Below are 20,965 nucleotides of genomic sequence, written 5' to 3'. Positions count from 1 at the left end.
TAGGTGATTTTGACATACAAATGCAATGAACAGTAAGAAGTAAGACCTGTCCCCTAACTTCTCTTTACGGGGCGACGGGTTGTTATGTGAGCAAGAACGAACACGCAAAAATCAGTGAGTAAATTTTTCAACTTCTTCGGATGAGAGGACGCTGCCAAGTAGGAAAGTTTGATCCTGTTTGGCCATGGTGTCTTGTTCGTCTTTGATATTTGCGTTTACTTCTGATTCAAGCGCGAAGGAAGAGCGATCGAATTTCCGTTCGGAGAATTTCATGGATGCAAAGCGATTCTCTGCCAAGCCGTTGACGGCTAGCAAATCGAATAAAACCATACCCTCGAACTTTAAGTTATCGAGTTCTACGGTTAGCTGTTTTAACTGACGCAAAGGGTGAAAGTCTGGGGTAGCAGTAACCACAGCAATATCACCTATAATGCGTATCTTCTTGATCATAATTGTTATGTTCTAGCGGTATACAAATTATCAATGGCATTGTAAGCATCGTTTGAAAGACTAATAGCCATCTCCAAATTTGATATTAAACGGCTACCGCCGTCGAACTCCTCCATATGAAATAAGGTATGCCGATGTTTCCTATAAAAACTATAGCCGACATTGAAAGCGCGTTCCATTGCACCATTACCGATTTGGGCGCTGAAATCCGACTTAATTGTACACTGTCCACTTTTTGTGTCGACATTAAAAAAATCACCAAAACCATGTTCGGCGTTAGCAACAGACATACCATAGCTGTCAAGAAGTAGCTTCAATACTCCTTCTAACGCTCTGAGATCTGGGTATAGCAGAAGGCAATAATCGGGAAGCTGAGGCGATGCAAGTTTTACACAGCAACTCGAAATCAACAGCTTTTTAACCTGCGCAGGTAATTGTTCGTAACTATTCACAAAAAATCGCTTTAGGTGATCTTCTGCCATTTCAGTCCGAACTATCTCTGCACTATTATCGTCCTTTTTGTAGAGAACTTGAGCAAGCGCTTTAAGATCTAACAGATCGGTTAGCATGAAAATCACTCGCCGATAGCAAGATAAGGGCTTCCCCTGTATTTGCATATTTCTAGTGGTTCTATGGCTCGTTAATTTAAGTTGGTCTTGGTGCGCAATGCTTTTAAGCGTGATTTGCTTGCACGCAGGCTCATCACGATTGATTTCTATTTCAAACTCACCTGAATCATTGATGAAAGCAATTACTGAATCGAAATCTTCTGCCCTGATTCCATCAATAGACAGATTTACAGATTCAAATTCTGCTGGATTGATAGTTGCCTTCAAGTAATCAGCAAAATGTTCACCTAGTTCCTGATTGGTGCCAATTTTGTGGTTAATGGTTGTCGTACCATCTTGGTTGAGATAAAGGTCTACCATTGCGAACTTCGATCCAGCAGAACCGAATTTATATCGCTTTGCTTTTCCGACTACTGTTGGCTCCCCATCTTGTACCATATTGTTGCATTCTAAAAACTTGGCTACGTGAGCATCAATTGCATCTCTATCGAGATTTAGATTTTTGTAGTCGGACATTAATCACTCCCTGTGAGCGTAGCTGGGCTCAAATGCGAGCATATTATATGAAAGTGACACAATAGTAAAAAAGCCAGAAACCTTGTGGCTACGGGGTTGACATGCTGGCCATCAGGACTTGAATCAGAGAGTTGGCGATTTTGAGTCGCAAATTAAGAATAATGAACAGACTGCGTTTTTCGACTTCATTTGCCATACTCAATATAATTCAAATAGTCAGAGTGCTTTATGTGCCGTAACTCGGAAATGTCCAAAAAACGAGCGAGAGCGACAGTCTGCTAAACGTACAATCATGCCGGATAGAAATAGAGTCTTGACTAGCAGTCCATGGCACAAAGACGTTTGTCAGGTTTGGTCAAAATTTATATTTATAAAGTGTGAGATTGGGTTATAGATCAGGTTCAAATCCTCTCACACCGACCAACTTCTCTCTTCGAAGCGACACCCAAGCATTCAATTTCCAAGAAATTCAAAAACAGATCCCAACACCATCTCAGCACTTTCGATCTGCGGATAATGCCCGATATCAGCAAGCTCAACTACCTCAGCATTCGGAATAAGTGCTCTGTATCGTGCCACCATGTGTGCGCCAGAAATTGGGTCTGCTATGCCGGCGGTGAGTCGCATAGGAACGTTGGCATTTTGTAAGGCACCTACCCAGCGCTCTCGGTACTGCTTCCGCTGTTTCATATAGTCTAAAAGTAAATGCATATATTTGTGACCATTGTTTTCAGTAATAAGCGCCCAAAAGTCATCGATATCTCTATTTGAAGGCGGTGTGTTTCGGCCAAAAATATTGTGCATGCTTTTTCTAATTGCGTTTTTGTTTAAAAAGCGAATGAGTAGCCCACCAATAGGAGAGAGCAGTAGTTTCTGAATAGGTAAGGCGCGATGTGTTTCAGGAAATAGGCCGCCGTTGAGAAGGTGCAGTGAACTGATGCTAAACGAAAGGCTTTTTTCCAGGTGTTGCGCCAAAAGTTCTTGCGCTACGGTATCACCGTAATCGTGGGATAGAACGTGGGCATGGCTAACTTTTAAATGCTCCATTAAAGCGCTTATCACGGCGGCTTGTTCTTTAATGAGGTATTTTTTAGGTGCTTTAGTGCTAAAACCAAACCCCAGCATGTCGAGTGTTACACAACGAAACGCCTTTGTGAGTGCAGGCCATAGCTTTATCCAGTCGAAGCTAGCGGTGGGGTAGCCGTGAATGAGCAACAGCACTGGGCCCTTTCCCTCAGTTTGATAGAAAACGCGCTGATGGTTAATATTTAAAAACTGACCATTATCACGCCACTGGTTAAGCTGCATCTTTACTCACTCAAATTCCTTAAATGTGCCTAGCTTGGCCTGCTGGTGAATAAAAAACTGTCGCAAACACGACAGTTCTAGAATCAACCGAAATATTTGAGTGAGTCGTTGAAAGCTCAGTCCTCAGCGGGGATACATACGGTTACCGTAGTACCGTCTCCAGGTGTCGATAAAAGGCTAATATCACCATTAAATTTTTGCCGAACTAGATTATATAAAATATGAAGGCCCAGTCCTGTGCCGCCCTTATCTCTAGCGGTGGTATAGAATGGTTCAAAGACTTTTCGGTGAAACTCTTCGGCAATGCCTTTGCCGTTGTCCCTTACGCTTATAACAATATCGTTGTCTTTTTTACTGCAAGACACGGCGATTTTGTTTCCACCGTTATTTACAGACGGCCCAAAGGCGTGACGTTGTGCATTTGAAATCAGATTCGTCAGTATTTGTGCGATAACCCCAGGGCAGGTTGTAATCACCAAGTCGGGTGTTACATCAATTGAAAGTTCCACTTGCTCTTTGCGAAGCATAGGCTTAAGCGGGTTGCATACCCGCGGAATGTATTCATCTAGTGCTATCTTTTCAATTTCCAATGAAGTTTGGTCGGCAGAAGTTCGTTTAAAATCCTGTACCAAATTCGCTGCACGCATAAGGCTATTTTCGGCAAGTGTAAGGCCTTCAGAGCAGACTTCCTCAAAGTCTTTAAAGCCCTGTTCTGTCAGTTCACCCTGTTCAAAATCGCGAAATATTGCTTTAAGCTCTTCTTTACAGTTGCTAACAGACGTTAATGCTATTCCTAGCGGCGTATTGACCTCATGAGCAATACCTGCCACCAAATTACCCAATGCCGCCATTTTTTCCGATTCAATCAGTTTTTCTTGCGCAGCTTCTAATGCTGCCGTGCGGTCTTTTACGTTTTGTTCTAGCGTCTGGTTAGCTTGTATAAGTTTCGCTTCATATACTGCACGCTCGTTCGCACTTATTGCTCGTCCGTAAAGGTCAGCCAGCGATGCAGCGAACACTACCTCATCATCTTCCCATGTTCGGGCTTCACCCTGGTGTTCACAACAAATTATGCCAACCATTTTTCCACGATGGCGAATAGGTACATCTAACATCGAGGAGATGCCAAGCGGCTTCAAATACACATCGGCAAATTCAAAAGTTGCAACGTCTGTAATTGCGTCGTGCGCCGCAATCGTTCTTTCGCTATCTAGCGCCTCGAAATAGTGAGGAAAGTCTTTTCGCGTTAAGACCAGGCTTTCCTGCTCAAGGTTATTGCTTTTATCAATCAGCAGCGCACACTCAACGAGGGTCTGTTCAGCATCGTAAAGCCAGATGCCCGCTCGGGTGATTTGCAGGCCCTCACAAACAGAATTAATAATAAGCCTAAGAGCAGGGCTTAATTCTCCCTTATCAATGTCAGCACTTTGGCTAACACGCAGTAATATAAGTTCTAAAGACTCTTTCATTACTCTTCATCCGGTTCCAATGCGCGAATTTCTTGAATTTTGTCGAAATGCTCCAACATGATATGCGTAATAAGCGGGTCGAATTGTTTACCTGCATTTTCACGCAAATAAGCTTTTACCTCTTCTTCACTCCATGCAGGCTTGTAACAACGCTTAGATAAAAGCGCATCAACTACATCAACAATCGCCATAATGCGCCCCTCAAGAGGAATTTCGTCCTTTGACAGACCATCAGGATAACCCTTTCCATCCCAGCGTTCGTGGTGCGTTTTAGCGATGATAGCGCCCATCTTAGCCACAATACGGTCAGAGCCCGCCAGAAGGTCGTAACCTCGTTGAGCGTGTGTTTTCATTATTTCCCACTCTTCTGGATCAAGCTTACCTGGCTTATGCAAAATCGTTTCTGGAATACTTATTTTACCCACGTCATGAAGGGCTGCAGCATATCGAATGGTTTCGATAAATTCTTTACTCAAGTGCAGTTTTTCTGACAAGAACTCTGTCATAAGAATAACGCGCTTTACGTGGCCCCCCGTTTCTTTGCTACGCATTTCAATTGCGTCGCTCAGCACCATGATGAGTTCTTTTTGCGTTTGCTGAATATCCTCTTTTTGCGTGAGGTTTTGAAAAATTATCGCCACGTTTGAAGCAAACATTTCAAGGGTTTTACGCTGTAGGGCATCGAGAGGGCTGTTGAGTTTAACGTATAAAATATTGTGTGTGCTCTCTCCGGTAGGGTAGTAGCCGATAAAGAGTTCTTCAGATTGATAATGGGTTTTACTCGCAAGTACTTCTTTGACTTTTTCCTCAATAGACTCTGGTATTTTTTTAGAAATACCGGGTTCACACAATCCTACTAGATCGCCACTAGCGCCTAATACCGTCATTGTGGTGTCGCCATAGAGATCTGTGTGTTGAGTCGATAGATAAAGCACTGAGTTATCTAGATTTAAAAGCGTGAGTGTCTGTTTTAATACGGCGCTACCAAACTGAGACAATGACTGGCTCGCCAGTACGGATGAGGACGACTTCAGTACATCCTCCATACCGCGTTTACCCTTTTCGATGGTTTGAATGTCGCGATAAGACCTTATTGCGGTATACACGCAAGACTTTAGTTTTAATGAAGAAAGTTCCGTTTTAGCTTTGTAATCGTTGATGTCGTATCTTCGTATAACTTCTTCTTCGGGTGCTTGGCCGGGTTGTCCTGTTCGTAGTATGAGACGTGACGTGTGGTTGTCTAAATCGTTTCTTATGGCGTCAACAAGCTTTAAGCCTGCGTCGTCAGTTTCCATCACTACATCTACAAACGCCAGTGCAATATCAGGGTGGGCTTCGAATAATGCAAGGCCCTCCTCACCACTATATGCAGACAAAAACTCAACGCCCCGTTCCTCGAAAGTGAATTTCCGCAAAGTCAGTTTAGTGACTTCGTGTACGCCTTCTTCATCGTCTATGATGGCAATCTTCCAGGGCGCTTTACGAACAGAAACAGCTTCAGTTATTGATTTTTTAAATAGCGACATAGGTTTTAAAACAAGACTGGATATGATTTAAAAGTACGTCACAATTTCTATTGTCGCAATTAAAGCAAAATTAAATTGTTCTAAAGTTCAATGTGTTTGAATATTTACATTAAAAAGGTTTGCCGCGATTTATAGTAAATAAGAAGGGAAACAGGATAATAGAGTAGAAGGGTTTATAGGGTTAATGCCCTTGTCGCTTAAATGCCAAGCGACAAGAGAGTATTAACGTAATCAGTGGTTTAACTAATTAACTGTCTTCAATCGGTGTGTTTTCGGTAATGGGCACGGTATTTACATCCGTATCTAAACTTTCTACCGCATTTTTCACGCCAGCAGCATAATCGGGATGAACCTTCTCTAAAACTGCATACCAACGCTCTTTTACACTATCAGAACATGGGCCCATTGCGGCAGCGTAGTTCTTATATAAACGTTCCTTTTGGTCGTCTGAGAACATTTCATAGAGCTTACGAGGCTGCACGTAATCAACGTCAGATTCGTCCTGATGATATCGGTCGGCATCTCCGTCTATACGAAGCGGAGGCTCTTTTACCGAAAAGTCTGCAACTGGCCCATCATATTGATTCGGCTCATAGTACGCATCAGGATTGCCAAAGTCGTTGGTAAAAAAGCGCATAGCACCATCTTTATGATAGTGATTCACTTTACTATTTTTGGGCGCATTAGCCGGAAGCGCTTCGTAGTGCGTGCCTAGGCGATATCTGTGTGCATCAGCATAGGCAAAAACACGAGCTTGAAGCATTTTGTCGGGGCTGAAACCAATACCTGGCACTACATTAGATGGACTGAACGCTGCGTTCTCAACCATTTGGAAATAGTTTTCCGGGTTTTTGTTCATTTCCAACTCGCCCACTTCTATCAGTGGATATTCCTCATGGGGCCAAACTTTTGTCAAATCAAAAGGGTTGTAGCTTTGCTGTCCGGCTTCCTCCTCTGGCATAGCCTGAATGTACATCTTCCATTTAGGGTAGTTACCTTCTTCTATGGCGTTGTACAGCTCTTCCTGATATTTCTCACGGGTACTACCAATGATCTTTTCAGAGGTCTCATTGGTGTAGTTTTTGATGCCTTGCTGCGTTTTGAAGTGAAATTTCACCCAGTAACGCTTGCCGTCTTTGTTCCACATGCTAAAGGTGTGACTGCCATAGCCATTCATATGCATAGGGGAAACGGGAATACCACGGTCTGACATTAAAATGGTCACTTGGTGAACACTTTCTGGTTGGCCGGCCCAAAAGTCGAACATAGCTTCTGGTGAGCGAAGATTGGTTTTCGGATGGCGCTTCTGTGTACGAATGAAATCTGGAAACTTATAGCCGTCTCGGATAAAGAAAACGGGGGTGTTATTGCCCACCATGTCCCAGTTTCCTTGCTGAGTATAGAATTTAAGGCTAAATCCTCGAACATCCCGCTCGGTATCTGCTGCACCTGATTCTCCCGCTACAGTTGACCAACGGCTGAGGACTTCGGTTTGTTTTCCTATCTCGGAAAACATATCCGCGCAAGTATAGTCGGTAATATTGTGGGTAACGGTAAATGTGCCTTGTGCTCCCCATCCTTTAGCATGAACAACTCGCTCAGGAATTCTCTCACGGTTTTGATGGGCTAGCTTTTCAATAAGTTGATAATCTTGCAAGAGTGCAGGGCCGCGCTCTCCTGCGGTTTTTGTGGTCTCATTACTTACTACAGGGGCACCTGCGGAGGTGGTTAACTGCGGTTTCTTAGCCATTTGTAAACTCCTTTGATTGCTTTTTTGCAAAGCCAAACTTCCATAAACACTATGCGTGTCTGACTCATGACTTGCTGTTGCTACGGGTTGCTGACCGAAAGGGTTTATAAACTTCTATATATATCTATAAAAACAAACAATCCTAATTTATTGATAAGTCTATTGAAGCGAGCACCACTCCTGTTTACTCTATTTTTACATTTCGAGAGCTATTTAATGTGTTAGGGAAGTTCATGAATTTTGCAGAGTTTGCAGCATCAAGAAAAAGCGTTCGCGGGTTTACAAATCAACCAGTTACCAAAGAAACGGTAGATAAAATAATTAATGCGGCCAAATGGGCGCCGTCTTCATACAACACGCAAACATGGAAAATACACGCAGTAACAGGTGAAGTGTTAGATAAGATTCGCGAGGGCAATACCAAAAATACACTGGAAGGTAAGCCCCACGTTCGAGACTTTCCCTACAAAGAAGACTACGAGGGCATTCATCGTCAGCGTCAAATTGATGTGGCTATACAATTGTTCGATGTAATGGGTATTTCCCGAGAGGACAAAGAAAAGCGCATGGATTGGATGATGCGCGGTTTCCGCCAGTTTGATGCACCGGTTTCTTTGGTGCTGACCTACGATAAGTCATTAGAGCCTGCGGGCATAACGCAATTTGGCTTGGGCTCTTTGGCCTACGGTATTGTTCTTGCTGCTTGGGATTTAGGGCTTGGCTGCGTAATAAATGGGCAGGGCATAATGCAGTCAGAAGTGGTACATAAGTATGCTAACATCCCTGATGATGAAGCTATTATGATTTGTATAGCACTGGGCTATCCAGCCCCTGATTTTCCGGCAAACGACGTTCGTTCGACTCGCGCCGATAACGAAGAATTTGTGACTTATCACGGGTTTTAAACAGGGTACTTCCCCAATTTGATGATTTTTTCAAACGGCTTTTTATTTTTAGTGTAAGGCGCTAAAGCGTTAAGAACAGTGATTGAAGCAAGATGTGGCAGTGCCCTACAAAGTGTAAGATTGCGATGCGATAAGTGCTTCAATCTGTTTTTCGGGAACAGGTTTACTCCAATAGAAACCTTGTCCAACGTCACATCCCATTTCCTCTAATTTTTTGAGCGCTGCTTCATGTTCAATTCCTTCTGCAACAGTCACCATTCCCAAACTTTCCGCAATATTGATGATTGCTGAAACCAAGGGAACATCGTTTTCGTCAAGACCTAATGTGTTAATAAAAATTCGGTCTATTTTAAGCTTGTGCGCATTGAATTTACGAAGGTAATTTAAATTGGAATAACCCGTGCCAAAGTCGTCGATAGCAAATTGAACACCAAGATTTTTCATTTTTTCAAGCTGCTCAGGAATACTTCCGTTTTCGTCAGCGAGAATTGATTCAGTAAGTTCAAGTTCTAAAAATTTGGGATTAAGTTGTGTTAAATCTAGCGCGCGCTTTAAAATACTGGGCAGAGTTCCGTCTTTAAACTGCGCGAATGACAAGTTAACGGCAACCGATATCTCACTGTGTCCATTGCGATGCAGTTTAGCACAGAAAAGGCATGCTTGAATTAGCACCCATTCACCTAATGGGTTGATGAGCCCGCTACTTTCTGCCAATGGAATAAACTTATCGGGAAACACTAGTGACCCATCTTCTTGTGGCCAGCGCACTAATGCTTCAATCGAGCATATCTGGCCAGACTTCAAATCAATCAGGGGCTGGTAATACACTTCAAATTGGTTGGCAAGTACAGCAGGTCGAAGCCGCTGAATCAGCGAAAACTTCTCGTCGCTTTCTTCGTCAAACTTCACATCGTAAAATTCAAAGCGGTTTCTACCATTTCTTTTTGCTTCATACATAGCCACATCTGCTTTTCTGCATAGCTGTTTGAACTTGGCCCCGTCCTTTGGTGCTATTGCTACGCCAATTGAGGCTGAAACCACTATGTTAGTTTGAAATACTTCAAACTCAGAAGAGCACCAATCAATTAAACGCTCGCACAAGGTTTCTATGTGCTTGCGGTCGGTAATATTTGCAGCAAGCACAATAAACTCGTCACCACCGAATCGAATAAGACATTCATCGTCAGAAAGCTTCTCATTTATTAATTGCGAAATATGCTGTAAGAAACGGTCTCCAGCGGAGTGACCCAACGCGTCATTTACAGGTTTGAAATTATCTAAGTCAATAAAAGCTAGCGCCAATTGCAATCCATTAGCTTCGCTTTGCGCTAGTTTTTCGTTAAATAAGCGTTCTCCCAAAAGCCTATTGGTTAAGTTTGTAAGTGGGTCATGATGGGCTAAATACTGGATATGCTCTCTATTTTTCTTAACCTTTGTGTATTCAAGTTGCAGAGATGTCATGAGTCGACGAATATCCTGCACAAGTATGAACACACAGAAACCTGTGATCACAAAAATGATCATAATAAAAGTTAAATGAGACCACGTTAATTTAGGCGTGTTGGGAGTAATGACGCCTTCCATAACAAGCCATGTAAGGATAATACATTGAACTAATACGAGAGATAACACCGTGCCAAAGAGCCCAATGCCGCCGAGTAGAGCCGCAAAAATGATAATGGCTGGATAGCCAAGCATCGCGATATCGAAAGTGCCTGCACCTGTTGCTGATAGGGCAAACAGCATAGACGACAGTGCGACTAAAAGTAGGTAACTGCTGGCGACAACAAAATGTTTGTAAGCGAGTATTGCCGCAGTGAACATTGCTGCTAACGCTACGAGCATTATATCGAAGGTGATGTCTCTAGCAGCGAATAATGAGATAAACAGCCCAAAGCATGTCACTGTACTTATTTGAGTAACGCGATGCCTTCTAATTTTTATCAGGTCATCTGTGTCTAAAGATGGGGAAAGTATTTTGCCAGCCTTCATTCGCTAAGTTTTTGAAGTAAGTGAATGTCAACTTTAAACTTAACCTTATAAAAAGCAAGTGTATATAAGTCTATGTATTACGCCGTAAATTAGAGCGAATAATGTATGGAGTTAAAGAAAGACAGTAAAACGTTCTGTTTTACTGCCTGAATTAAGCGCTATCTCTCGTCAGACGGCGCGTAGCGCTCCAACCAGTGTGCGTATGGCGCGGGCATTACCCAAGACGGTTTCTCAACGCCAAGCTGTTTTGCAGCAAAGTAAGTCCAATGTGGGTTGGTAAGGTGCATTCTGCCTACCATTACTACGTCGAGCTGTTCATTTTTAACGGTGTCGTTTGCAAGTTCCGGTGTATCTACCCCCCAAGCGGTAGCTACGGGAATACCTGCTTCATCACGAACACGCTTAGCAATAGGCGCTAGGAAAGCGGGCCCCCATGGGATGTTCGCATCGGGCGTATTGAAACCTACGCTAACACTCACAAAATCAGCGCCAATTTCTTTGAACTGCTTTATAAGCTCAATAGATTCGTTAAGTGTTTGCTCGTCGTTACCATCGTATTCAATAACGCCAAAGCGCACAGTCAACGGCAGGTTCTCTGGCCATACTTTACGCACAGCGCCGAGTGTCTCAAGCAAGAAGCGCCCGCGACCTTGGGCGTCACCGCCGTATTCGTCGGTTCGCTTGTTGGCGTGTTTCGAGAAAAAGCTTTGAGCTAGATAACCGTGAGCAAAGTGAAGTTCAAGCCATTCATACCCAGCTTCAAGGGCTCGCTCAGCGCCTTTTACAAAATCATTCTTTACACGTTCGATATCGGCTTTAGACATTTCCGTTGGGGTAACAGGTAAATGTGCACCAAATGCTTCTGCCGATGGACCAATAGGCTGCCAACCTTTTTCTTCGGTAGGCTGGATATGATCATCGCCTTCCCAAGGGCGGTTAGCACTGGCTTTGCGACCGGCGTGAGCTATTTGAATACCTGCTACAGCGCCTTGGCTTTTTATGCGATCAGCGATGTTTTTCAAGCCGTCTACGTGTTCGTCTTTCCAAATGCCCAGGCAGTTTGGCGTAATTCGACCCTCTGGTGAAACGGCAGTGGCTTCAACAATGACAAGTCCTGCACCGCCTCGTGCAAATGATTGGTAGTTAGCTTCATGCCACTGATTAGTAAAACCGTCTTCGGCCGAGTACTGACACATAGGGGGCACGGCAATACGATTGCGAAGGGTCACGTCTTTCAAAGAAAATTGTTCAAATAAAGCAGTCATATTTCACTCTTTCAATATTGAGAATGGCTAGCACCCAACCTAACATTGGGTGCTATTATTTTTAGGCATGTGCGCTTCTGGTCACATGAGGGATTGGACTTATGCCGCTAACGTTAGAATCTCGCGCGCTTTAGCAAGGTCGATGTCGCCATGCTCACCAAGCGCTGTTAATCCATTGCGCTCTAAGTTGTCGATAAGCCCATCAATTGCAGACTTTTCTATGTCATAGTCTGATAGGCGGGTTTTCACCTGCATGGTTTCAAAAAAGTCCTGTACGGCTTTAATGGTCAAGTCGATGGCCTTTTCTTTGTCATCTTTTTCAATACCGAAAACGCGCTCGCCTAGTTGAAGGATTTTTTCCTGCTTTTTGTCGCGCTGAACAAACATAAGCGAAGGCAACACAATGGCTAAAGTTGCGGCGTGATCTAAACCATGTAGTGCTGTTAGTTCGTGGCCAATCATGTGAGTACCCCAGTCTTGTGGTACGCCTTTTCCAATAAGGCCGTTAAGCGCCATAGTTGCTGACCACATTACATTTGCACGAACGTCGTAGTCTTCAGGTGTTGCTAGGGCTTTAGGTCCTTCTTGAATTAAGGTTTGCAAAATACCTTCAGCAAAGCGGTCTTGAAGCGGTGCATTTACTGGGTAAGTTAAGTACTGTTCAATTACGTGAACAAAGGCGTCAACTACGCCGTTCGACACCTGTCGCGGCGGCAGTGAATACGTGAACTCCGGGTCGAGCACGGCGAAAACAGGTTGTACCGTTTCAGAAGAAAACGCGCGCTTCTGTGAGGTTTCTTTTCTGTTTACTACTGAGTTACCGTTACTTTCAGAACCGGTCGCAGGTAATGTAAGTACCGCGCCGATAGGTAGCGGATTTTCAAACGCGGCGCCTTTAACTAAGATGTCCCACGGATCGCCTTCAAAGTTGACTGCCGCAGCAACAAATTTTGCGCCGTCGATTACACTTCCGCCGCCCACAGCAAGAATAAAATTTACGTCATTTTCGCGGGCTACATCTACTGCTTTCATAAGTGTTTGAAACTCTGGGTTTGGTTCCACGCCCTGAAATTCAATAACGTCAGCGCCCTCAAGCGCGGTAGTTACCTTATTGTAAATACCGTTTTTCTTAATTGAGCCACCACCGTATAAAAAGAGGACTTTAGCTTGTTCCGGCAAACGTGAAGACACTTCACTTAGTTGACCTTTGCCGAATAGGATTTCGGTTTGATTTTTAAATGTAAAATTAAGCATTGTATTGCCTGTCCTTAATTAGATTGTGAATTTAGCTGCTGTAAAAGCTTTTCAGCCAGCAGTTCATCGGAAAATGGGTTTTGTCCTGTAATCAGTTCACGGTCTACCACTACATTAGGCGCCCACATTTCTTTGTATTCCATCTTGCCACCCGCTTGTGCCATGGCGTCTGCTGGGTAGTACAACAAACTTGCATCATCTAAAGTGCTTTCAAAATACGCTTCTTCCGGTGTCGAGAAGATTGTCATTTTGTAGCCTTCATAAATCCAACTGTCAGATGTGGCCTGCTCACCTGATTTCAATGCTAGCTCAAACGCCTGTGGGTTAGATTGACCAGAAAGTAAGGCGATTGGGCCATGGCAGATTGCGGCAGTGGGTTTTCCTTCGTGGTGGAAGTGAGACAAAATCTCGCCTACCTGAGGGTTGTTTGCTAAATCGATAAGCGGTGCATGTCCACCGGGAATGAACACGCCCTCGTATTCACCAAGCCCTCGCGCAATAACCTCACTCAGTGAAAGCGTGTCATCAATACCCTCTAATGACGCGACAAACGATTGAATCTCTCGCATCTGTGCTTCGCCACCATCAAAATATTGAGGTATGACAGACTTCTTATCTACCGAAGGAGCGTTACCCTTTGGTGTCGCTAGAACGAGCTTATAGCCAGCATCCATTAATGCTTTTGCCGGCACGCCAAATTCATTTAGATAATAACCAGTAGGCTCTGTTTTACCTTCGGTAAGTTGCATTACATTTTCACTTGAAAGTAATACGAGAACTTCACCTTTTGAAGGTTCTGGCGGCGTCTCGTTATTCGCAAATGCGAGCTGAGCGGAGCTCATAACTACTGTGAGCGATAAAATTGTTGATGCTTTTTTCATGGTAACTCCTGTCCCTCTTGAAAGTACGTGCATCTTAGACACCGAAGTTTGAATGCAGAAGTCAGATAAATTATTATGAGCCATCAAAAATCTGATGGGTGGATGGTCATGTCTTATTTAACTCAGCTCAAAACTTTCGTCGAGGTTTATCGCAGCGGCAACATAACGCGGGCAGCTTCCCGTTTGCATATGTCTCAACCTGCGGTAACAAGCCATATTCAAGCGATGGAAAATATCGTGGGGAAGGAGCTTTTTGTAAGAAAAGCCCGGGGAGTTGAGCCAACACCAATAGCAGATGATTTAGCACTTCAAGTGGCTAGTCATATCGATATGTTGGAGCAGAAAGTTGCTTCAATTCGAAGCCGGGCGTCAACAGATCACGGAACTCTGCATTTAGCAGGGCCCGCTGAATACTTGAGCTCAGTGGCGGGGCCTGCCCTTGCAAATTTACTTCAGGCAGATAAGGTCAACCTAGTCATACATACTGGAAATAAAAATAACACCTATGAGCTGCTAGAGAAGGACATTGCAGAGCTCGCTATTACAGCTTCTGAACCCACAGATGCCATGTACGAATACCAAAAATTAGATAAAGAGCGGTTGATCTTAGTAATGAACCGAGTACAGGGAAGGTTGCTTAAAGACAAAGAAATTACAGCTTCGCTGCTAAATCAGCACAAAATTGTTACCTATGATGAGCAATTACCGCTCATCCGCCGTTATTTTTCGGAAGTGTTTAACGCCCCGTGCGAATCGCCAGTGGCCGCGGTTTGCCCGGATATTCGGGCAATTAGCAATATTGTCAAAGCTGGTATCGGCTATTCCGTTCTACCCGATTATCTGTGTAAAGAAAGTATAGCAAAAGGTGAATTGATACCGCTTGGCTTAAAGGGGCCTGAAAATGAGATTTACCTTGTATGGAAAAAGGGAGCGCTCCGCAATCCAAGAGTAGACTTTGCAAAGGATGTAATCATGGCGTTTGCCAATATTAATCACTTCGCAAGTTACCCTGATTGATCAGGGAAGGGAAAGCGACGCATTGTTTTGCGTCGCTTTTTAATTGGTTTTTAGCCTCTCATTGTTTGAAACTGGCTTAAAACGTACCCACTATTTTTACGTCACCGCTTACCTTGCTTTCGTCAATAAAGCCGATAGTATTTGGGTTAGTGGCAACAAGCTGTAACATTTCTTCATCTGTCGCTATCATCTCAGGAGGAGTGCCTCTTCCTGTAAATACAAGCTTTGACCAAAATGCAGAGTATTGTGATTCTGATTTCCCCAGTACGTCATTATTGAAGGCATTTCGTGTGTCATTGCCTTGCTCGAACGTTAGCGGAATAGCTCGACTGCCATCTGGAAATGCCTTCATTTTTCCAAGATATATTTTTTTCACTGTATCGATGTCTACTCCAGAGTTATTGTTTGCGTTAACGATAACTGCGGTGCCAGCATATAGAGGAGCTGACAATAAAAAACACAGGGCTACAACTATTTTCATTGATGTTACCTTAATGCGCTTTTCGACAACGGGTGTTGTTCGATTGCGTCGTTGATAAACTAGGGCGATATACCACGAGTAAGTATAACCAAAATTCCGTACTTGTCGCATTAAGACAAAAGGTTAAATTAAAACGAGGAATATCAAATTCAGGATGGCAAAACCCAACCCCAAAGGCCCGGTGAGAACCGTTCAAATTTATTGTACGAAGTGCAAGTTTCAGTTGCTTAAGTACCGCAAAGGCGGAAAAGGGGCATTGGTAAAATGTTTTAAAGCGCGCATTGTCGAAAATTTCACTAAAAATGAAGGAATCTGCCCCTCATGCGAGAGTCAGTTCGCAAGAAGCACACTCATAAGAGGAGCTCCAGCACTGAAAATTGTGGGTGGAAAGGTAATTATGAAGTAGTTGGCTTTCGTACCACTTTGTAAATACTTGTATCATTTTAACTTTATATATTCTAATAATTTGCGCTGTTGTAAAAATGTTCTAGATTAAGAGTATGTGTAGTAAGTATATTTGCGATCTAGTATTTTAAGTAGGTCAAAATATTACGGGAAAACGATTTTTCAAGGGAGTGAAGGGCTGAATTCGTAAATTAGATGAGAAATTAGATGTCTATTCAAAGAAAGTTCCTGTTCTCCATTGCGGCAGTCATTGGGTTATTTGCCATTATTGTTGCTATTGTGACCGTGTTAACCACATCCGCTTCCATTTCTAATCAAGTCCAAGAGCAGAAAAACACTACCGCTGATAGGCTTGTGAATATACTCACCGTCACTGACGCTATCATGCTTGAACGTGTTAAAAGCAGTATGGCGCTTCTCAAACAACGAGGTGAGGCGTTAGGCGTGCCAAATCAAACCGACTATGTGACGGTAAAAGATACTCAGGCGCTCCAAATAAGGCTAGGTTCTTCAGCGCAGGCTAATTCTTTTGATTTGGTCGATGGGTTGACCAACGTTATGGGCGGAACAGCTACCATATTTAGTAAAACTGGCGATGACTATATAAGGGTTAGCACTAATGTAATTAAAAATGGTGAACGTGCAATAGGGACTAAGTTAGCGCCCCAAGGTAAAGCCATCAAGAAAATCAATCAGCAAGAAGCATATTATGGTGCCGTTGATATACTGGGTAGCCCCTATTTAACTGGTTATGAGCCCATGTTCAATGGTGCCGGTGACGTCATTGGTATCTGGTATGTAGGCTATTCCGCTGACTTAAACGTGCTTGAACAGGCCATCAAAAAAAGCCATGTTCTGGAAGACGGTTTCGTAGCACTTCGTGATGCAAAGGGTAATATTCGAATGCATTCTTCTCATGTAAATGACTCGCAAGTCACGAGTGCGCTATCTAACAATAGCGACTGGATTGTTACAGAAGTTCCGTTTTTGCCATGGGGGTACGACATTATACTTGCAGCTTCAGCCGCAGAGAAAAGTGCGATGGTGAGAAGCGAAGTGGTAGGGGTTATTTTCAAAATAGCCATCGCTAGTGCGTTTATTCTTATTACTATTTGGCTTTTGGTGAAACATATCGTCGGCAAGCCATTGGATGAGTTCATCGGGGTAGTAAACAACTTGTCTTCAGGGGACGGTGACCTTACCTTCCGTTTCCAAGCGTCTAGTAGCGATGAGTTTGGTACAATGGCTAGAGCGTTTAATGCGCTTCTAAGTCAGCTCCAAGACACCTTGCAAAGTGTTGATGAAGCTACCGAGCAAATGTTGGCTAAGTCGCAAACACTTAATGAAACCGCTATGCAATCTCAAAAGACTGTTTCACAGCTAGGAAGAGAGACAGAGTCAATTGATAACGCAATATCTCAGATGCAACAGAATACTGTAATGGTATCTTCTACCATTCAAAGTTCTAGTGAGGCTGCACATGCGGCCGATCAGGACACAAGAAACAGTGTTAATGTTTTGGCGCAGACCATCAGTGACATTCAGTCTCAAGCGAATGATGTTGATGCATCTGTACAAGTCATTACCGAGCTTGCTCAAGCCAGTGAAGAAATCAGTGGCGTAATGGAAGTCATAAGAAACATCGCTGAACAAACCAACTTACTAGCGTTAAATGCAGCGATAGAAGCAGCGAGAGCCGGTGAACAGGGAAGGGGTTTTGCAGTAGTGGCTGACGAGGTGCGCTCGCTAGCTAGCCGGACGCAGTCATCCACTGAAGAAATTCGCATCATGATTGAAAGATTACAGCAAGGAAGTCGCGTAGCTTCAGAGAAAATGCAGCAAAACAAAGAAACGGCATTCAAAACGGTAGAGTCAACAAAACATGCGGGCGACTCTCTGAAACAGGCACTTGATGCGGTAGCGCGAATAACCACACTTAATAAAGAAGCTGCAAGCATGGCTGATGGACAAACCTCCGTAGCTAATGAGGTTAACAAAGGCGTTATTAGTATTCAACAGGTGGGGCATGCCAACAGTGACTATGCTCAAGAGGTTGTGGAAAACTGCGAAGCGTTAGTTGAAAGGATAAAGAAAATGCAACTTCAGTTGCGGCGCTATCAATTTTAATCTGTATGTAAGCACGTTAATTGTGGTGCGATAAGCACCACAAATTATGCGTTTGACACCAATAGTAACAATTTCGGGTTTCGTTACGAGGCCTTTTGATTGATAAGGCCTTTTATCATCATTATTCTTGTCTGTGTACAAATATAGGGACTTTCCCCCCATAACATGGATAAACCATAATGAAACGATTTACGAAATTGGCCGTGGCTGTCGCCAGTGCCTGTGCGCTTAATTCGCTATCAGTAGCTACAGCCACAGCGCAAGAAACTGCGGTTTCTTCCGCTGTTGCGCCATTGCAAAAGACGCTAGCGGATGTTGAATATCGCTTACCTTCGCAAGTGGCGCCGACGTTCCAACGAATCCATCTCAATATCGACCCTGACAACCCAGCCTACACAGGGACCACAACAATTGATGTCACCGTAAAAAAGAAAACAAATAAAATTGGTTTTTACCAGCAGGACCTTACGGTAAGTTCTGCGCGCTTGGTGTCAGGAGACACCACTATTCCGCTTTCTGTGTCTATTGGCGATTACGATATAAATTGGGGAGAAGCGCAAAGCGAGATAGCTCCAGGTCATTATCAGTTAGAGATAAGTTTTGAGGGAAAGGTCAACACGTCTTCTGACGGCATGTATCTGTCACGCTTTGAAGATACCAACTATATTTTCACGCAATTTGAAGACATGCACGCCCGCAAAGCTTTTCCAAGTTTTGACGAACCGAATTTCAAGATTCCTTATCAGATGACGATCAGCTCGCCCGCCCATCAGGAGATAGTCGGGAACACACCTGTTGAGAAAACAACGGTTGAAAACGGCATAAAAACGGTAGTGTTTGAAAAAACAAAGCCTATGCCTACCTACCTAATAGCCTACACCGTTGGCCCTTTTGATAGCACAGAGATAACAGGCTTATCAATACCAGGAAAAATTTATGTGCCAAAAGGCTATGCAGACAAGACGAAATTCGTTGTTAAGCATACGCCTGAAATCCTAGCTTCGCTGGAAGACTTCTTTGGCATAAAATACCCGTACAAAAAGATGGACTTCGTGGCTGTTCCTAACTTTACTCATGGCGCAATGGAAAACGTGGGGCTGATCACTTACAGAGACAGCTTACTGTTGCTTGATGATAACCCAAGCGTTACCGAGCGATCTCGGCCACTTAATGTGATCGCTCACGAGCTTGCTCATCAATGGTTTGGTAACTTGGTAACCATGGCATGGTGGGATGATTTATGGTTAAACGAAGCGTTTGCCTCTTGGGCGGCAAGCCATACGATGAAAACCCTTTATCCAGAACTTAATTACGCCGATCGCATTGTTCAAGAGAGAGCGTTTACTGCGGATGCTAGCCCTACGGTTAAACCCGTTAAAAAGATAGTGAAAAGTCAGCCTGATGTAATGGATGGGCTTGGCCTTAACTATTCTAAAGGTGAGTCGATTTTACAGATGATAGAGTCGTTGATTGGTACAGAGAAATTCCGTGAGGGGGTTCAGAATTACATGAACACTCATGCCTGGGGTAACACGGTAGCAGATGACTTGTGGAACGCTCTTGATAACGTATCAGACTTCAACCTTAGTGCTATGATGAAAGCGTACTTAGAGCAGCCTGGCTATCCACTTATTCATATATCTAAAGAGGGTAAAATAACCCAATCTCGTTTTCATCTAGCTGGCGCCACGGTAGAAGATAAAACTTGGGCTATTCCGCTCAAACTCACTTATCAGTCGAAGGGCAAAATTCTTAACGAAGTCGTCTTCATTGATAAAGAGACTACGGTGTTGCCAAAGATAGCTGAAGCTGACTGGGTATTTCCTAATGACAATGCCACCGGATATTTCCGTTGGTCAGTAGAGCCCAGCCAACTCAACGCTTTACTTGATAACATTGATGTCCTCAATAAGCGTGAGAAGAAAAACCTGCTTTATAACTACCAAGCGCTATTAAACGCTGATGAAGTTGGCGTGGATAGTGTCATGAAAGTGCTGAATACTCTGGCTAAAGACGATGACCCAGCGGTAATTCGCGCTGCAGTTGGCGTATTAGAAGAGTTTGATTATTTAGTAAATGAGCGCAATAAAGACGCTTATGCAGCGCTTTTAAACCAAAATTATATGCCGTTATTAAAATCGCTTACGCTTACCCAAGCTGAGAAAGACAGCGCAGATGTAATTCGCCTGCGAAATCAACTTTATAAACTACTGGGTACCTATGCTAATAACCAATCATTGATAGAGCAAAGCGTTGATTTAGCCGACCAGTACAGTAGCGATACCACAAGCGTACCTTCAGGTATTGCGGGTACTGCAATTGAAATAGCGACGAAAAACAGTAAAGACGGCGAGCAAAGTAAATGGTTTAACGCAATTGTTGATGCATATAAAAAAGCCCAGCTGCCCAACGTGAAGAGCACGTTAATGTATTCTATGCACTTTGAAGATAAAGCCACCGTTTTCAAAATGTTAGATTTAGCTCTAACGGACGATATTACACCTGCAAATACTGTGTATATGGTGGTTCGTGTAGCCCGCAATCTCGATGACCAGACGCTACTTTACCAATGGCTGGATAAAAATTACGAGGCACTCATCAATAAAATGCCTGACTACCACGTGAGCCGCATGCCAGAGTTTGTTTCAACAACGTGTTCTAGTGATAACCTAGAATTAGCAAACGACTTCTACGGTAAAATAAGCAATAAATATCAAGGAATGTCGCGAGGTGTTGAGATCATGCAAGATGAATCTAAGCAATGCATGAGACTGAAGACGGCTTTTCAAGATGATTTTGACCGCTTCCTAAATAGTCAGTAAAGCGAGACACTAGCGCGATATAATTTCGTGTTACTCATTATTACTTAACGATGGAGGGCGCTATTGAGCGCCCTTTTTTTGTGCATAAAAAATTAAACCTGCATCTTTAGGGGTCATGAAAATGTGTCAAAAAGGTAACAATTAAGGTTTGTGACAAATCAGCTTGCCCTGTACCAAAGTTCAGTGGAGTTAATAAATAAATAAGCTTATTTAAAAGCTTTAACTCAC

At 43.5% G+C, this 20,965-nt stretch carries 16 protein-coding genes; 5 read left to right on the top strand and 11 right to left on the bottom strand.

The features are described 5' to 3' along the window. Positions 1-111: 111 nt before the first annotated feature. From ACM0P2_RS12265 to ACM0P2_RS12240, 6 genes are all read right to left on the bottom strand, one after another. The gene (locus ACM0P2_RS12265) at positions 112-450 is read right to left on the bottom strand and encodes a type II toxin-antitoxin system RnlB family antitoxin (protein ID WP_105929778.1); all 339 of its coding nucleotides are present in this window, start codon (positions 448-450) and stop codon (positions 112-114) included. A gap of 5 nt (positions 451-455) precedes the next feature. Next, entirely contained in the window at positions 456-1,535 is a 1,080-nt protein-coding gene (locus ACM0P2_RS12260) for a type II toxin-antitoxin system RnlA family toxin (protein WP_105929777.1), read from the bottom strand. Positions 1,536-1,988: 453 nt separating this feature from the next. After that, a complete protein-coding gene (locus ACM0P2_RS12255; RefSeq protein WP_159117601.1) occupies positions 1,989-2,843 on the bottom strand; it encodes an alpha/beta fold hydrolase in 855 nt (284 codons plus the stop codon). A 116-nt stretch (positions 2,844-2,959) separates the two neighbouring features. Next, complete coding sequence (locus ACM0P2_RS12250) at positions 2,960-4,312, bottom strand: sensor histidine kinase (RefSeq protein WP_159117602.1); 1,353 nt, start codon at positions 4,310-4,312, stop codon at positions 2,960-2,962. Continuing rightward, entirely contained in the window at positions 4,312-5,838 is a 1,527-nt protein-coding gene (locus ACM0P2_RS12245) for a response regulator (RefSeq protein WP_159117603.1), read from the bottom strand. The genes ACM0P2_RS12250 and ACM0P2_RS12245 overlap by 1 nt, the downstream gene beginning before the upstream one ends. Positions 5,839-6,085: 247 nt before the next feature. Further along, positions 6,086-7,588 (bottom strand): catalase, encoded by a 1,503-nt coding sequence (locus ACM0P2_RS12240; protein WP_159117604.1) that lies wholly within the window; start codon positions 7,586-7,588, stop codon positions 6,086-6,088. 233 nt (positions 7,589-7,821) lie between these two features. On the opposite strand from ACM0P2_RS12240, the gene ACM0P2_RS12235 reads away from it, so the two are divergent. After that, positions 7,822-8,493 (top strand): nitroreductase, encoded by a 672-nt coding sequence (locus tag ACM0P2_RS12235; RefSeq protein ID WP_159117605.1) that lies wholly within the window; start codon positions 7,822-7,824, stop codon positions 8,491-8,493. A gap of 105 nt (positions 8,494-8,598) precedes the next feature. Here ACM0P2_RS12235 and ACM0P2_RS12230 read toward each other — a convergent pair whose 3' ends face one another. From ACM0P2_RS12230 to ACM0P2_RS12215, 4 genes are all read right to left on the bottom strand, one after another. After that, positions 8,599-10,485 carry a putative bifunctional diguanylate cyclase/phosphodiesterase gene (locus ACM0P2_RS12230; protein WP_419226649.1) on the bottom strand — a complete coding sequence of 629 codons (1,887 nt, stop codon included), beginning with the start codon at positions 10,483-10,485 and terminating at the stop codon, positions 8,599-8,601. 158 nt (positions 10,486-10,643) lie between these two features. Further along, a complete protein-coding gene (locus ACM0P2_RS12225; RefSeq protein ID WP_173359935.1) occupies positions 10,644-11,750 on the bottom strand; it encodes an NADH:flavin oxidoreductase/NADH oxidase in 1,107 nt (368 codons plus the stop codon). A 99-nt stretch (positions 11,751-11,849) separates the two neighbouring features. Continuing rightward, positions 11,850-13,004, bottom strand: coding sequence for an iron-containing alcohol dehydrogenase (locus tag ACM0P2_RS12220; protein WP_173359936.1), 1,155 nt, complete (start codon positions 13,002-13,004; stop codon positions 11,850-11,852). Positions 13,005-13,018: 14 nt separating this feature from the next. Then, entirely contained in the window at positions 13,019-13,885 is an 867-nt protein-coding gene (locus tag ACM0P2_RS12215) for a type 1 glutamine amidotransferase domain-containing protein (RefSeq protein ID WP_419226648.1), read from the bottom strand. 108 nt (positions 13,886-13,993) lie between these two features. On the opposite strand from ACM0P2_RS12215, the gene ACM0P2_RS12210 reads away from it, so the two are divergent. Beyond that, positions 13,994-14,902, top strand: coding sequence for a LysR family transcriptional regulator (locus ACM0P2_RS12210; RefSeq protein ID WP_419227703.1), 909 nt, complete (start codon positions 13,994-13,996; stop codon positions 14,900-14,902). Positions 14,903-14,978: 76 nt separating this feature from the next. On the opposite strand, the gene ACM0P2_RS12205 is transcribed toward ACM0P2_RS12210, so the two are convergent. Next, entirely contained in the window at positions 14,979-15,383 is a 405-nt protein-coding gene (locus ACM0P2_RS12205) for a phosphate ABC transporter substrate-binding protein (protein ID WP_120958972.1), read from the bottom strand. Positions 15,384-15,537: 154 nt separating this feature from the next. On the opposite strand from ACM0P2_RS12205, the gene ACM0P2_RS12200 reads away from it, so the two are divergent. From ACM0P2_RS12200 to ACM0P2_RS12190, 3 genes are all read left to right on the top strand, one after another. Next, positions 15,538-15,789 (top strand): hypothetical protein, encoded by a 252-nt coding sequence (locus tag ACM0P2_RS12200; RefSeq protein ID WP_105929767.1) that lies wholly within the window; start codon positions 15,538-15,540, stop codon positions 15,787-15,789. 206 nt (positions 15,790-15,995) lie between these two features. Further along, positions 15,996-17,915, top strand: a complete 1,920-nt coding sequence (locus ACM0P2_RS12195) for a Cache 3/Cache 2 fusion domain-containing protein (RefSeq protein WP_419226647.1) — start codon at positions 15,996-15,998, stop codon at positions 17,913-17,915. Between the two features lie 179 nt (positions 17,916-18,094). Next, a complete protein-coding gene (locus ACM0P2_RS12190; protein ID WP_159117613.1) occupies positions 18,095-20,737 on the top strand; it encodes a M1 family metallopeptidase in 2,643 nt (880 codons plus the stop codon). Positions 20,738-20,965 lie beyond the last annotated feature (228 nt).

Source organism: Alteromonas sp. OM2203 (assembly GCF_048517045.1).
In the GTDB taxonomy this organism is placed as follows: Bacteria; Pseudomonadota; Gammaproteobacteria; order Enterobacterales; family Alteromonadaceae; genus Alteromonas; species Alteromonas gracilis.
Note: the sequence above shows the minus strand (reverse complement) of the source record. Positions and strands in the feature narration are given on the sequence as shown.

What these genes read in the sequence shown, in the direction of transcription:
- ACM0P2_RS12220 (WP_173359936.1), bottom strand. Translation starts at nt 13,004, where the DNA reads ATGCTTAATTTTACATTTAAAAATCAAACCGAAATCCTATTCGGCAAA.
- ACM0P2_RS12215 (WP_419226648.1), bottom strand. Translation starts at nt 13,885, where the DNA reads ATGAAAAAAGCATCAACAATTTTATCGCTCACAGTAGTTATGAGCTCC.
- ACM0P2_RS12230 (WP_419226649.1), bottom strand. Translation starts at nt 10,485, where the DNA reads ATGAAGGCTGGCAAAATACTTTCCCCATCTTTAGACACAGATGACCTG.
- ACM0P2_RS12200 (WP_105929767.1), top strand. Translation starts at nt 15,538, where the DNA reads ATGGCAAAACCCAACCCCAAAGGCCCGGTGAGAACCGTTCAAATTTAT.
- ACM0P2_RS12235 (WP_159117605.1), top strand. Translation starts at nt 7,822, where the DNA reads ATGAATTTTGCAGAGTTTGCAGCATCAAGAAAAAGCGTTCGCGGGTTT.
- ACM0P2_RS12195 (WP_419226647.1), top strand. Translation starts at nt 15,996, where the DNA reads ATGTCTATTCAAAGAAAGTTCCTGTTCTCCATTGCGGCAGTCATTGGG.
- ACM0P2_RS12205 (WP_120958972.1), bottom strand. Translation starts at nt 15,383, where the DNA reads ATGAAAATAGTTGTAGCCCTGTGTTTTTTATTGTCAGCTCCTCTATAT.
- ACM0P2_RS12190 (WP_159117613.1), top strand. Translation starts at nt 18,095, where the DNA reads ATGAAACGATTTACGAAATTGGCCGTGGCTGTCGCCAGTGCCTGTGCG.
- ACM0P2_RS12225 (WP_173359935.1), bottom strand. Translation starts at nt 11,750, where the DNA reads ATGACTGCTTTATTTGAACAATTTTCTTTGAAAGACGTGACCCTTCGC.
- ACM0P2_RS12255 (WP_159117601.1), bottom strand. Translation starts at nt 2,843, where the DNA reads ATGCAGCTTAACCAGTGGCGTGATAATGGTCAGTTTTTAAATATTAAC.
- ACM0P2_RS12260 (WP_105929777.1), bottom strand. Translation starts at nt 1,535, where the DNA reads ATGTCCGACTACAAAAATCTAAATCTCGATAGAGATGCAATTGATGCT.
- ACM0P2_RS12210 (WP_419227703.1), top strand. Translation starts at nt 13,994, where the DNA reads ATGTCTTATTTAACTCAGCTCAAAACTTTCGTCGAGGTTTATCGCAGC.
- ACM0P2_RS12265 (WP_105929778.1), bottom strand. Translation starts at nt 450, where the DNA reads ATGATCAAGAAGATACGCATTATAGGTGATATTGCTGTGGTTACTGCT.
- ACM0P2_RS12245 (WP_159117603.1), bottom strand. Translation starts at nt 5,838, where the DNA reads ATGTCGCTATTTAAAAAATCAATAACTGAAGCTGTTTCTGTTCGTAAA.
- ACM0P2_RS12240 (WP_159117604.1), bottom strand. Translation starts at nt 7,588, where the DNA reads ATGGCTAAGAAACCGCAGTTAACCACCTCCGCAGGTGCCCCTGTAGTA.
- ACM0P2_RS12250 (WP_159117602.1), bottom strand. Translation starts at nt 4,312, where the DNA reads ATGAAAGAGTCTTTAGAACTTATATTACTGCGTGTTAGCCAAAGTGCT.